Annotated in this window: 9 protein-coding genes and 1 pseudogene; 3 read left to right on the forward strand and 7 right to left on the reverse strand. The window is 64.3% G+C overall.

Features of this window, described 5'->3' with window-relative positions; genetic code table 11:
• Positions 1-208 precede the first annotated feature (208 nt).
• The gene (locus tag CQW49_RS13885) at positions 209-1,102 is read left to right on the forward strand and encodes an NAD(P)-dependent methylenetetrahydromethanopterin dehydrogenase (RefSeq protein WP_004448482.1); all 894 of its coding nucleotides are present in this window, start codon (positions 209-211) and stop codon (positions 1,100-1,102) included.
• 179 nt (positions 1,103-1,281) lie between these two features.
• Positions 1,282-2,301: a hydantoinase/oxoprolinase family protein gene (locus CQW49_RS13890; RefSeq protein ID WP_004448481.1), complete on the forward strand. Its 1,020-nt coding sequence runs from the start codon at positions 1,282-1,284 to the stop codon at positions 2,299-2,301.
• Between the two features lie 270 nt (positions 2,302-2,571).
• On the opposite strand, the gene CQW49_RS13895 is transcribed toward CQW49_RS13890, so the two are convergent.
• The 3 genes and pseudogenes from CQW49_RS13895 to CQW49_RS13910 all read right to left on the reverse strand — a co-directional run bounded on the left by CQW49_RS13895 (position 2,572) and on the right by CQW49_RS13910 (position 5,236).
• A complete protein-coding gene (locus tag CQW49_RS13895; protein WP_051418702.1) occupies positions 2,572-3,738 on the reverse strand; it encodes an IS4 family transposase in 1,167 nt (388 codons plus the stop codon).
• Positions 3,739-3,943: 205 nt separating this feature from the next.
• Positions 3,944-4,855: pseudogene (locus tag CQW49_RS25605) on the reverse strand (ISAs1 family transposase); the annotation flags it as partial.
• Between the two features lie 54 nt (positions 4,856-4,909).
• On the reverse strand, positions 4,910-5,236 hold the full coding sequence (locus CQW49_RS13910; protein WP_024749684.1) for a type IIL restriction-modification enzyme MmeI: 327 nt from the start codon (positions 5,234-5,236) through the stop codon (positions 4,910-4,912).
• A gap of 766 nt (positions 5,237-6,002) precedes the next feature.
• Between CQW49_RS13910 and CQW49_RS13915 the strand changes: the two genes are divergently transcribed.
• Positions 6,003-7,274 carry a site-specific integrase gene (locus CQW49_RS13915; protein ID WP_003612133.1) on the forward strand — a complete coding sequence of 424 codons (1,272 nt, stop codon included), beginning with the start codon at positions 6,003-6,005 and terminating at the stop codon, positions 7,272-7,274.
• A gap of 82 nt (positions 7,275-7,356) precedes the next feature.
• On the opposite strand, the gene CQW49_RS13920 is transcribed toward CQW49_RS13915, so the two are convergent.
• The 4 genes from CQW49_RS13920 to CQW49_RS13930 are packed head-to-tail and all read right to left on the reverse strand — an operon-like array spanning position 7,357 to position 13,488.
• Positions 7,357-9,621 (reverse strand): P-loop NTPase family protein, encoded by a 2,265-nt coding sequence (locus tag CQW49_RS13920; RefSeq protein WP_003612131.1) that lies wholly within the window; start codon positions 9,619-9,621, stop codon positions 7,357-7,359.
• On the reverse strand, positions 9,618-11,549 hold the full coding sequence (locus CQW49_RS13925; protein WP_244593384.1) for a WD40 repeat domain-containing protein: 1,932 nt from the start codon (positions 11,547-11,549) through the stop codon (positions 9,618-9,620). Before CQW49_RS13925 ends, CQW49_RS13920 begins: the two co-directional genes overlap by 4 nt.
• A complete protein-coding gene (locus CQW49_RS25610) occupies positions 11,543-12,169 on the reverse strand; it encodes a WD40 repeat domain-containing protein (RefSeq protein ID WP_244593385.1) in 627 nt (208 codons plus the stop codon). Before CQW49_RS25610 ends, CQW49_RS13925 begins: the two co-directional genes overlap by 7 nt.
• Positions 12,166-13,488 carry an AAA family ATPase gene (locus tag CQW49_RS13930; protein WP_003612128.1) on the reverse strand — a complete coding sequence of 441 codons (1,323 nt, stop codon included), beginning with the start codon at positions 13,486-13,488 and terminating at the stop codon, positions 12,166-12,168. Before CQW49_RS13930 ends, CQW49_RS25610 begins: the two co-directional genes overlap by 4 nt.
• Position 13,489 lies beyond the last annotated feature (1 nt).

A 13,489-nucleotide genomic window follows, 5' to 3' on the forward strand; every position in this document is an offset into this window, starting at 1 on the left:
CCTGCTCGTCCCGATCGCGGAATAGACCGGACGCCGAGGACGCCCGTCCTATGGCGGGACAAGAGGCTGGACAATCGCGCCGTTCTGCGGTCTATGCGTCTCGCCATTCGCACGACCGGGCCCGCCGCGCGCCCGCCGTCCCGGGATTCGCGCGTCCGGGCGGCCTCCCCGGCGTCCGCGCGCGCCACAGAAAGGTTAGGAATTGCCCATGGCCGCCAAAGCGATCCTGCATATGTTGAGCACGCTGAAGCATATGAGCCCGTTCGACGTCAACATGGCGCTCGACGCAGGGTTCGACGCGGCGATCCCCTACACCAATGTGACGCTCGACGAGGTGACCGCTCTGGTGCAGGACGCGATGTTCTCGCGCGCCCCCTCGGCCGCCCTGCGCACCGGAATCTTCTTCGCCGGCCGTGACGCGATCCTGGCGCTCGACATGCTGGAGGCCGCCAAGGGCGCGCTGCTGAAGCCCTTCGAGATTTCGCTGTTCGCCGACCCCTATGGCTCCTTCACCACCGCCGGCGCCATGGTCGCCTTCGTCGAGAAGGTGCTGCGCGAGAAGAAGAATCGCGAGCTGAAAGGCGCCAAGGTCGTCGTCTATGGCGCGACCGGCGTCGTCGGCTTCTCCTCGGCCGTCATCGCCGCGCTCGAGGGCGCCGAGGTGACCATCGTCGGCTATAGCGGGCTCGACCGGGTCGTGAAGCAGGCGGAAGAGATCGAGAAGCGCTTCGGCGTCAAGGTGAAGCCGGCCGACGGCAGCACCGCCGAGCATGTCCGCGCATTGCTGGTCGAGCATGAGATCGCGCTGTGCGCGGCGCGCGCCGGCGTGCAGGTTCTGTCCAAGGACGACCTCGCCGCCGCCAAATCCACGCTGCTGATCGCCGCCGACGTCAACGCCGTGCCGCCGCTCGGCGTCGAGGGCGTCGGCCTGCACGACAAGGGCGTGGAGCTGCCCTCGGGCGCGCTCGGCATCGGCGCGCTGGCCATCGGCGACATCAAATACGGGACCGAGACCGGCCTGTTCAAGCAGATGACCACCTCCGACAAGCCGCTCTGCCTCGACTTCCGCCACGCTTTCGCGCTGGCGCGCGAGCTGGTCTGACCCCGCGGGGACGCGGCCGAGCCCCGTCCCTGGCGTCGATACATTCACCAATGGCCACAGGGCGTCCCGCAAGAACGCCCGTGGCCGCTCGCCCCCTTCCCCGGGGGGCGCGGAGCGCGCCTCGAAACTTTCGTATCATCGACACGTCGCGCGCTTTTGAACTTTCGGAGGGTTTCGACATGACGAGCGCGATCGGCTGGGACATCGGCGGCGCGAATTTGAAAGCTGCGCGCGCCGAGGGCGGACGGATCGTCGCCGCTGTGCAGCTTCCCTGCAATCCGCATTATGGGCTGGCGCGGCTCGAGGAGGCCATCGCCGCCGCGCGCGAGCGGCTCGGTCCCGCCGAACGTCACGCCGTCACCATGACGGCGGAGCTGTCGGACGCCTTCGAGACCCGCGCCGCCGGCGTCGCCTCGATCGCCGCGATCTTCCTGCGCCATTCCGGCGCGACTCATGCGCTGTTCTACGCCGGCGCGCAGGGGCTCGTCCCCTATGGCGCGCTGCCCGCGGCGGCGGCGGCCGTCGCCTCCGCCAATTGGCGCGCCAGCGCCGAGATCGTCGCCCGGCGCATTCCCGAGGCGCTGCTCATCGACATCGGCTCGACGACCGCCGATCTCGTTCCCATTTCCGGCGGCGCCGTGAACGCGCTCGGCGGCGGCGACGCCGAGCGGCTCGCCAATGGCGAGCTCGTCTATTCCGGACTGCTGCGCGGCGACCCGGCGGCGACCATCGCTCTCGCCCCGCTCGGCGGCCGCTGGACGCCGTTGCTGCGCGAAAATTTCGCCACCATGGCCGATGTGCATCGGCTGCTCGGCGCGCTGCCCGAAGGCGTCGACAGCGAGCCGGCCGCCGACGGCCGCCCCAAGACAGTGGAGGCCTCGATCGCGCGGCTCGCCCGGCTCGCGGGCCGCGATGCGGCCGAGGCCTCGCCCGAGCAATGGCGCGCCTTCGCGTCCTTTCTGGCGCGGGCGCAGATCCGCATCATCGAGGACCAGATCGCGCTGCTGCGCTCGCGCGGCGCGATGCGCGACGACGCGCCGATCGTCGGCGCCGGCGTCGGCCGCGGCCTGATCGCGCGGCTCGCCGACGCGGAGGGACGCGCCTATCGCGACGTCGCCGAATTCATCGACACGGCGCCGCAAGCCGCGTCGAGCGCCGCCGATTGCGCGCCCGCGGCGGCGCTGGCGCTGCTGCTGTAGGCGGTCCGTCGACGAAAAGGACGTGTCCTTCTTTCATCCCCGGGCAGACATGCGGGAGAGATGCGGGAAGCCCCGTCGCCTTCGCCCGAACGCATCGCTCGCGACGACCGCATTGCCAACGGCGCCGGCCGCCTCCTCTCCCCGCTCGCAGACCCGCGAGCGGGGCGAGGTGAGGTGAGGGGCCGGGAGAGCTCGCGGCGTGATCGGCCCTGGCGGTTTCGACGACGGATAGCCGTTCCAGCCGCCCAGGCGGGCGATGATCCAGGCGGCTCAGGCCAGGCTATGGCGCTGGCGCGGGTTCTTCTGCAGCGTCGTCCTGCCTCGGTACTGGTCGGCGAGGCCGTCGAGCACGGCGATCTCCGGCGCGCTGAAGGCGATCGTCGCCGATTCGCCGCTCTTGCCGTCGCGCGCCTGCACGAGCTGCAAGGTCGTCGCCGCCGCCTTGGCGGCGATGGCGGCGAGCTTGATCAGGCCCTCGGCGCTGGCGAGCTGGCTGTCCTCGAGCTGCAGGCCATGCGTCTTCATCAGCCGGAACAATTGCTCGATCGTCCAGCGCAGCCGGTACCAGTCGACGATTTGCCAAGCCGCCGCCACATCGGCGACCGCGTGGGTGGTGAGCAGGCGCCAGCGCACCGGCTCGACGCCTTCGGGCGGGTCGAGCTCGACCACCTCGACGACCCGCAACGACACCGTCTCGGGCAAGCCGCGCGCATCCGGGCCGTCGGGGCGCACCACCTCGGCCGAGGTGAAGCGCAGGCTCAGCACCGCTCGGCGCGCCTCGCGCTTGGGCGTGGCGAGCAGCTCGACGGCGCGCGTCGAAACGAAGTCGAGTTTCGCCATGACGCTCGACAGCGTGCCCCCGCAGGCGACGGCGCGGTCGTGCATGGCGCGCGCCAGCACATGAAAATCATCGCCCGGCAGGCGCGCCCAGCAGGCGTAGATGTCGCCCTCGCGGTCGTGCGTCACGGTGACCATGGCGGCCTGCGCCAGCACAGTCTCGGCCTGGGCGCCGGTTTCGATCCAGCGGCGCGATTCCTTGTCCTTCAGCGCGCGCTTGGCGTGAGGCGTCTCGACCCGGCCCTTGCTGCGCGTGCGAACCGAGCCGCCGACCAGGCCCAGGCAGCTGCCATTGTCGGCATCCACCGCCACCATCGCATGCACCAGCACGCCGCGGCCCGAGCCTTTGCCGATCTCGCCCAGGCCGCGCCGCCGGCCCGGCTTGGTCTTGAAGTTGATCTCGCTCGTATCCTGGATGGCCAGCACATGCCTTCCGGCCACCGCCGATCCTGTCTGCTCGCTCCAGCCCTCGATCAAACGCTCGGGCGTCACTTTCTCGTTGGCCAGGAAGGGGCCGAAGGCGACCTCCTGCGCGCGATCGCCCGCGCTGAGCCGACGCAGGCAGATGGTTTGGCGCACGAGGATGCGATCGAGCAGCACCGCCCCCCTTTATCGAGACGGCAATCCCCGAACCGGCCCAACGACAGATTTTCAAGCGTCATGGCGACACCCCGAAATGATACGACGTGTCGAGGACAGAATCACACGCCAAGCGCGCGCCGCCAGCGGAATTTCACAGGTGAATCAATTTGCCGAGCTCAGCCGCCTTGTCGTCACCATAACGAGATGTGTGCATACCGTAGCGCTTCGCTGGGAGAAGGGCCGAGGAGATGTAATAGCGCGTCTCGAAGCGGCCGCGGTCGGCAAGCTCGGCCTGCGATTTGACGCGAATGATCGTCGCGGCGTTCGGCAGGCGCAGCTCGCCCGGAAAGCGGCGCTCGCCGTTCAGCCAGTCGACCTCGGTGATGACGCTCACGCTGCGCTGCTCGATGCGGCCATGGCCCTTGTCGAAATCGACGCATGTGTCGATCCGCGTCGCGGCGGAAAAAGCGCTCTCGATCTCGGCGCGCAGGGTCGGCTGATTGGCTTTGACCGCCAGCAGATAATCGGCGCCCTTGTCCACGATCGCCTAGGCGATCCTGGCGTTGGTGGCGATGGCGTCGATGGAGACGAGCGCGCCTTTCAGCGCGCCGCCGTCCGAGAGGCGATCGAGCAGGACGGGAATGGCGGACAGCTCGTTGCTCTTGCCCTCGACCGCCTCCTGGCCGAGCACGAGGCGGCTGGTGGTGGCGAAGGCGGAGACGAGATGCAGCGGGGCCTTGTCCTCGGCGCGATCATGGCTGCGGCGCGAGGTCTTCCCGTCGATGGCGATGAGCTCGGGTCGCTCCGGCCAGGTCTCGCGCACCCAGCCAGTGAAGGCCGCCGAGAACAGCGCCGGATCGACGCGGTTCATGAGCAGGGTGAGCCAGCGTCCGCCCGGCACGCCGTGCTCATAAGGCAAATAGCGGCGCAGGAAGCCGATGTTGACCTTGCCCCAAGATGCAATAGCGTCGAAGTGATCGCAATCGGCCATGGAGGCGCAGACGACGAGCAGCAGCACCTCGCGAAGCGGATGCGCGACGCGCCAGGGCTCGCGCGGGTCGTCGATGATCGAGAAATGGTCGAGAAGCGCTTTCAGACGCGACTTCTCTTTGAAAACTGCGAAGGCGAGGCTCATCACGGCGGCTCCAGAATCACTCCGCCGATAGGGAATCACACCTGACCCAATCCGTTAACCGCCGTTAACCCGAATTCGGAGCCCTGCCGTCCCGCCTACCTCTGTTGACCTGCGTACGGCGGTTTCGAATGCGTCTTTCTCGAAGATACCGACATCGTCCGAGAACAGGCAGAACAGCACGCGCGCCATAAAGATATTGAGTGCGTGCCGCTCGGCTTCCTTCGTCCAAGCCGGATTGGCATCGCGCACCGCATCGTGAAAACGCGAAATAAAGCGCGTCGCCCGCACGTCGGCCATGCGTTCCTTTTTCGGAACGTAGCGCTCGTGCCCGCCGAGCGGGAAGAATACGTCGCCCTCCAATGAGAGCATGTCGAGCCCCACGCGGAGAGGGGATCCTCGTCGAACCTCGTATCGCAGGTGGCTATCCGTTCGCCATCGTAGGCGAGCAATATCCGGGGGCGCCGCCCTTTGGCCGAAGCCTCTGCTTCTGCGCGCATCCGATCTAGCGCCGCATCCGTCCCGCCCGGCTCAGTCGCCTCAAAGCGCAGCATCCGGGTCCAGGTGAACGCACCGTCTTTCGCGATGTCGCGGAGTTTCGTGATCGTAGAGCGCGGAGCTCCTACCGCCTCCATAAGCGCCAAGCCGAACCCACCGCCTGCCGGAGGATTCGCGGCGAGATCGTCGAGATTAGAGTAGATTTCGCCAGGGGTTAGCATGTTGTTCCGAACTCGTCCCTAGCCCTGAAGTCATCATCCTGCACGTGACCAAATTAGACGGCTATTCGTAAATCTGCCGGACCGGTTGCAGCCCCATTCCAGACCTTCTCCATCCGCCCAATCGACGCCTGCAACGGGTCAAATTTTGCTGTGCAATTCCACGGGACGACAGACCTCGGTCCCAGCAGAATCTTACAGGAAACTGGTGCCGGATGAGGGGATTGAACCCCCGACCTTCGGTTTACAAAGAGCGAAAATCGATTACGCCCGTCTACGCCACAGTCGCACTGATCGCGCTATTTCAATAGATTATGGCGATTGACTTACGCAGCCGCTCGCTGGGATACCCTCGGCTCGGGTTTGATCGGCTTCTAATTGGCTTCTAAAATCCGGCGTCGAAATCGCCTCTTCCAGGCCTGCCGGAGGATCACGTGGCGAAAGGCAGAATCAACAAGACGAACGTCGACCGGCTCGTTTGCTCCGTCGACAAGTCGATGGACGTCCTCTGGGACGACGCCCTGCGGGGCTTCGGCGTCGTCGTTCTTCCATCGGGACGCAAAACCTTTATCGTGCAATGCAAACGCAACGGGCGCTCGCAGAAGGTCAAGATCGGAGTCTTCGGTCCGACAACGGCTGAACAGGCGCGCGCTCAGGCGCTGAACCTTCTCGGCGCTATCGAGGCCGGCGCCGATCCTGTCGCCGAACGGCGCGCGGCGCGCGCGGTTCGCACCTTTCGTCAAGTCGCCGAAGACTTCATGGCCCAACACGTTCTCACCAAGCGAAAGCCGAGAACGGCGGAATCCTATCGTTGTCTGCTCGACAAATACGTCCTGCCAGAACTCGGCGCCAAGCGGATCGTCGAGATCGGCCGCGCCGATGTCGCACGCCTTCATTCGAATCTTGGCACCACACCGCGCCAAGCGAATGCGGCCGTCTCCGTGATTTCTGCGATTTGGGGCTGGGCCGCGCGGCGAGAAGAAACAGAGTTCGGCAAGAACCCCGCGACCCGACTGGAGCGATTCCCGGAAAGGCGATGGGAACGCTACCTGTCGAGCGAGGAAATGGGACGCCTCGGCAAAGCGCTACAGCGCGCCGAAACCGAAGGGATTCCTTGGATGGACGAGGAGCCGCAGTCGAAGCACGGGGTAAAACCCGAAAACCGTCGCAGCATTTTCGATCCGTTCGCCGTGGCGGCAATCCGCCTTCTCATTCTTACAGGCATGCGCCCGCGCGAGGTCTTGAACCTCGAGTGGGGTCACGTCGACTTCGAACGCGGCGCACTGTTTCTTCCCGACAGCAAGACGGGACGTAAGACGGTCATCCTCGGCGGACCGGCACTCCGAGTGCTCAGCGAACTTCCACGCGTCGAAAAGTGCCCTTTCGTGATCGCTGGTCGCAGCCTCGAAAAGCCCCGCGCTGATCTGAACCGGCCTTGGGTGGCAGTCCGCCGCTACGCCAAGCTCGAGGGTGTGCGCCTCTACGATCTACGCCATTCCTTCGCCAGCGTAGGAGCAGGCGCCTCGTTGGGGTTGCCGATCGTCGGGAAGCTCCTGGGTCACTCGCAACCCGCAACCACGAACCGATACGCGCATCTCGACGCCGATCCTCTGCGTCACGCTGCAAACGCCATTTCGACTTCAATCGCCTCGGCGTTAGCAGGAACACCTGGAAAGCGAGAACATCGTTCCGAAAAAACTGATTGAAATGACAACACGTGTCGCTGTTTGATTCATCCCGCCTGCCGCTGCTACTCGGCGTGACAAACTTGCTCCTTGCGTGCCTGCGTCAGTCGGAAACGTCATTTATGGCTCGCGGTGCCAGGGTGACGTTCCCTGCATGATCCTCACTTTCCTCTAGATCGAGTAGAGCTTGCAAAAAGGCGAAACAAGAAAAGAACTGTCGCTCAATAGTCTCGAATGTCGGCAGTGCTCTAACCCCCTTCACGTGAAAATGCGCATGGTCGAGTAGGTAAGAAGCCAATATTTTCCGTTCATCGCCGGTTGGCGCCTCTCCTTTCTTGTCTCGGAGCAACCGGGGCATGAATACCATTCGATCGGAACACGGCAATCCGCTTCCGTCCGGTTGAAATACGAAATCCTCGAAAGAATCGAGCGCCCACGCTCCGCTGTCGGAGATGCATCCGGCAGATTTCAAAAAATCGAGATGACGTTCGGCGAACACGCTCTCCCCAACGTCATCCAGAGCGCTGCGGATCGACATATAATGCATATCATGCAGCACGAAGGTATTCTTTTCGGTCGACTGCACCAGCATACGTTGCGCGAAAATGTCCCTGATCGGCTCACGTTCCTTGAATGCGTCTCTCCCGAAAATCTCTTCGCAGTTGCGGGCCGTAAATGCACCGGATCGCCACCAATAGTATCTGAAAACCTGGAGAGCAAGATGTTCATTGGAGCGAGGCGCGATCGCCAGATCGTAATACAACTGCTTCTCGAGCGGGGAAAGTTCGTCGGCGGCGAGGAGCAGCGCCCGCGTCACGATCCTATGATCGGGATTGAATTCCTCCGGCAGTTCTGAATTGCCCTCGAGATCAAGGAAGCTGATTTCGAGTTGCGGTCTCGAGTCCAACGCATTGCCCATTTTCGACCAGAAATGCTTTTCCAGTCCAGCCATCCTCCACGCGCTCGCAAAGGCGGCCAGCGCGAGCGGGTGATAATTCAGTTTCCGAATAACGCTCTCGATGGGCCCGAGATCGTAAGCGTAATCTCGAGCTGCAGGGGCAGCTATGGATTTCTCCAATCTCTGGTCGATCCGCAGAACTTTCCGAGCGAAATCCCGAATGCGCTCCAGTCCTTCGGACGGCGTCAGATCCTCGCAGTCTTTGACGGCGTAGGCCGCGACGATCCACCATGCGAACTCTTCCCGGTCGTGGTCATCCTTGTCGAGCTCGAGCGTATGCGACTGGAATTTATTGTGATCGATCGCTCCATCGCGCAGTGGCGCGTTGCCATAAAACGCTGCATAGCGCCGCTGGGACGTAATGAGCAGTCGGATCGGGCGCGAGTCGCCGGATTGCGTGATCGCGTCGAGCAGTTCCTTGATCTTTGGGTGATCGGGATTCCAAAGGTCGTCGATCAAGATGAGTAGGCTTTTCGTCGACGACAGGGTGGGCGCCGCTTGGATGATCGACCGAATCGCCGAAGCAGTGTCGGCAATGCTCCGGTCGGTCCTGAGATAGAACTCCTCCAAAAATTTCTCGAAAAAATCAGCATATCGACGTTCATTTTGCAGATCCTCGGCCTTCGTGGCATCGACATGGAGCAGCCGAATCAAGGCGGCCCGCAGCTTGCGATCTTCCGATGGTGCCGGGATTTTGCGGCCGATCCAGCTCAATATATCGAAGCCGAGGTCAATCCATTGCCTTCCGATATTGGCGTCTTCGAATCTTCTCTTGTTCATGTCGTCGCTGGGCTTCGGCGCCGAAAAGAATTTGCGGCGCTCAGAGTCGAAGCGATTGAAATAATCGCGGGCGAGAAACGATTTGCCGGTTCCGCTCATGCCGACTATGGCGACGCGCCCCGTCGCTTGAAGCTTTTTTTCGAGGACATCGAGAAGATTCTGCCGCGGAACGCGCCTCCAAAGGAGATGTGACACAGTATGCGGCTCTGCGGAGCGGGCCTCGGCGACTTTTGCGGCTTCCGCTTTCGTCGCTTTCAGCAAGGCGTCAAGATAATCAATTTGGGCTTTTCGCATCGTGTCGAGATAGGCGCGGCGCTCGTTGCCTGCGTTGCGCTTTGGCTTCGGAGGCCATTCGGGTTCGGCATCAAGCTGGAGGTCGCACTTCAAAAGTTGCGAGATTTTAACACGCAACGTTTCCGCTTTGGCCTTGTTGAACTGATCCGCCTTCGACGGCTTGAGCTGCTGTTGCTCCTTCGCATTCCAACCGAGCCATGCGCAGACGTTTCGCCGCCCTGTTGTTTCAACGAAAAAAGAGCGGAATTCTCGCGCTGCCTCGGTCTGCGGCAGGGTGGCGGCTATCTCGATCAATTCGACGATCGCCTTGACGAGCGGATTCGCTTCTTCAATCATTTTCGTCGATTCACAAGCTTGAAAAGATGCGGGCGATCGCTGAAGGCGACAAGGTGTGGCGCGCCATGGAGTGAGACGACCTCGGCCATGACCGGCGCGAAGTCGAGCCGTATCGGCGCTGCGGCTTCACAACCGAGAGCCTCCCACAGGCGAATGGCTTTATCCTGACCCAGACTCAGAACGCGGGGACGGCCGGCGAAATCCGGCAGGAACTGCACGCCAGAGACCTCATCGTCATGCCGCATTGTCGCGCCGAGCGGATTGCCAGTCAGCGCGTCCCACCAGCGGATGGTGTGGTCCCGAGACCAGCTCAGCACGCGCGGGCGGCCGATGACATCGGGCAGGAACTGCGCGCCGACGACCCAGTCGTCATGCTGTATCGTCGTACCGATTGGCTCGCCGGTCAGCGCGTCCCACCAGCGGATGCTGCAGTCGCGAGACCAGCTCAGCACGCGGGGGTATCCATCGACATCGGGCAGGAACTGCGCGCCGACGACCGAGTCGTCATGCCGCATCGTCGCGCCGATTGCCTCACCGGTCAGCGCGTTCCACCAGCGGATTTTGTTCGCCGACCAGCTCAGCACACGGGGGCAGCCGTCGACCTCTGGCAAGAACTGCGCGCCGACGACCCAGTCGTCATGCTGTATCGTCGTACCGATTGGCTCGCCGGTCAGCGCGTCCCACCAGCGGATGGTGTGGTCCCGAGACCAGCTCAGCACGCGGGCTCGACCCTCTACATCGGGCACGAACTGCACGCCTAAGACCCAGTTGTTGTGGCGCATCGTCGCGCCGATTGGCTCTCCGGTCAACGCATCCCATTGGCGGATGGTGTGGTCCCAAGACCAACTCAGCACACGGCGGTATCCGTTGACATCAGACAGGAACTGCGCGCCGACGACCGAGTGGTCATGCCGCATCATCGCCCCGAGAGGTTCGCCGGTCAGCACATTCCACCAGCGGGTGGTGTGGTCGCATGACCAGCTCAGCACGCAGGGGCAATCGTCGACATCCGGTAGGAACTGCGCGCCATTTGTTTTATTATCATGCCGCATCGTCGCCCCGAGAGGTTCGCCGGTCAGCACATTCCACCAGCGGATGGTGTGGTCGTATGACCAGCTCAGTACAAGGGGAGCGCCGTCGACATCCGGCAGGAACTGCGCGCCAAGGACTGGGCCGTCGTGCCGCATCGTGGTACCGATCGGCTCGCCGGTCTGCGCGTCCCACCAACGGATAGTGTAGTCGGTAGACCAGCTCAGCACGCGGGGACGGCCGTCGACGTCGGGCAGGAATTGTGCACCGCAGACCCAGGCGTCATGCTGCATCGTCGCGGCGATCGGCTCGCCAGTCCGCGCATCCCACCACTGAATGGCTCCGTCCTCGTACCAACTCAGCACGCGGGAGCGGCCGTCGACATCCGGCAGGAACTGCGCGCCGAGGACCCAGCCGTCATGCCGCATTATCGCGCCTGGCTCGCCGGTCTGCGCGTCCCACCAGCGGATGGTGCAGTCCCGAGAGTAGCTCAGCACGCGGGGGCAGCCGTCGACATCGGGCAGGAACTGCGCGCCAAGGACCGAGCCGCCGTGCCGCATCTCCTCGCCGATCGGCTCGCCGGTCCGGGCGTCCCACCAGCGGATGGTTTGGTCGTCGGACCAGCTCAGTATGCGGGGGCAGCCATCGACATCGGGCAGGAACTGTGCGCCGAGGACCCAGCCGTCGTGCCGCATTATCGCGCCTGGCTCGCCGGTCAGCGCGTCCCACCACCGGACGGTGTTGTCGCAGGACCAGGTCAGCACGCGTTGACGCCCGTCCACGTCGGGCAGGAATTGTGCGCCGCAGACCCAGGCGTCATGCTGCATCGTCACGCCGTTTGGCTCGCCCGTCAACGCGTCCCACCACTGGATGATTCCGTCACCGGACCAGCTCAGCACGCGGGGGGGCCGTCGACATCGGCCAGAAACTGCGCACCAATGAATGCTTGCTCACACCGTATCGTCGCGCCGATGGGCTGGCCGGTCAGCGCGTCCCACCAACGAATGAAGTTGGCCTCGTCCCAGCTTATCACGCTAGGGCGTCCCCCGATACCAGACAGGAACTGCGCGTCCTTGACACCACCATCGTGGCACATCGTCGCGCCGAGCGGCTCACCAGTTATCGCGTCCCACCATCGGATGGTGTGGTCGTCGGACCAGCTAAGCACGCGGGGTTTTCCGTCGACATCGGACAGGTAATGAGCACCTCTGACCGGCCCCTCATGCCCCTCGATGATCATGATCAGCCCAGAGGAGCCGTCATCTTCCGACCGCCGCGTCGGCGCAAAGCGCAGCCCCGGAGCCAGTCGCTCGGGTTCGAGCAGCCCTGCCGCGATATTCGCAAGTTTCTCTGGATGGGCGCGCAGCTCCAATTGCGCGACCAGCTGCCGGCGATCACGGCGCAGCACATGCGCCGACCGTCGCACGACCTTGCGCAAATGTTGCAGCGCCGGATCGTCGGCGCTCGCATTATCCAGCAGGCGCAGCAAACGCCCGGCATTGCCCGTTAGCGAATTCAAACTTCTTCTCCCGAAACGACAGCTTCGAGCCTCATGGCCCCGCCCCGCTTCCGGGCGATAATCTCGCCGCGCCAAATCCTCCTCAACTTACGGATATCCCCAGAATGCTTCAAGGCGGCGAGAAGCCTGGCGCGCAACACTTCGTCGAGCTCCGGCACGGCGTCCGCCGGCGCGCCGAGCTCGCGCGCGAACTGCTCGCGAAACCCCGCGACGATCGCGTCGAGATCGTCTCGCCCCGGCTCCCGGCAGACGATCACGCGCAGCCGCGAGGAAAGTGCGAGCGGGAGGTCCGAAACGCTGTTGGCGGTCGCGATCCAGCCAATCCGTGAGGCGTCGACTGCGCGATCGAGAAACGCATCGCGAAAATTTCCCGCCGTCGTGGGCTCCAGCAAAGGCAGGAGCGCATCGAGCGCCTGACCGTGATGCGCGGATGTCCCCGTCTTGTCGATCTCATCGAGAACGATCATCGGGTCTGCCTGGCCGGTTTCCAGAAAGGCGCGGACCGGCAAGGAGGCCTGAGCGCCCGAATAGACGGGGTTGGACCCGACGATGGTCATTCCCTCCGACAGCGCCGCCATCGGCTGCGCGAAGGCGCCGCGGCCGAGCGCCTCCGCCAGCACGGCGGCGAAGGAGGATTTGCCGATGCCGGGCGGCCCGACGAGCAGCGTCGCTGGCGGCCGATAGTCTTTAGCCCTGAAAAGCTCGACGAGCTCCGCGGCTTCCCGGTAGGCGTCGATCGCCTCGGCGAACCAGGGATAGCGGACGCCGAGTGCTTCGAGGCGGGAGCGATCGACCGCGCCGCCGGCCGGCAACCCGCGCGACAGGGCTTCGATCATGGCCGCCCGCCGCTCATCCGAGGAGCCGTCGGCGCTGCACATGCGGCCGCGCCCCTGCGCGCCATCGACGAAAATGGGCACGACAATCTCGCCCGATCGTTCTTTTGTCGTCGCGCTATCGGATCGCGGGCTCGGGGCTGCGGTCCGGCGCTTTGCTTCGGACGGCTCCGGGGCGCTTTTCTTCGACGGCTCCAACGCGTCGAAGTTCTCAGCCTGCCAGGCGCAGAACCGCCGCCAGTAATTCGCGACGAGCACGAGTTCGCCCTTCGCCTCGGCCGCTTCCTCCGAGATCGGCGTGAAGCCGGACAGGAGGTTGACGAGTGGCGTCGAGTCCGACGCCGTCAGCAAAGGCTCGGCAGCCGCGGCACCGATGAGCGAGCCGATGAAGCGGCGCACGTCGGCATGGAGCGCGGATGTCGGATCGCATGGGGCGCCCGAGGCGAAAAACGCCGTGAGCCGCCCAGTGAGCGAGGCGCGGGTCATG

The sequence above is a fragment of the Methylosinus trichosporium OB3b genome (genome assembly GCF_002752655.1).
Taxonomy (GTDB): Bacteria; Pseudomonadota; Alphaproteobacteria; order Rhizobiales; family Beijerinckiaceae; genus Methylosinus; species Methylosinus trichosporium.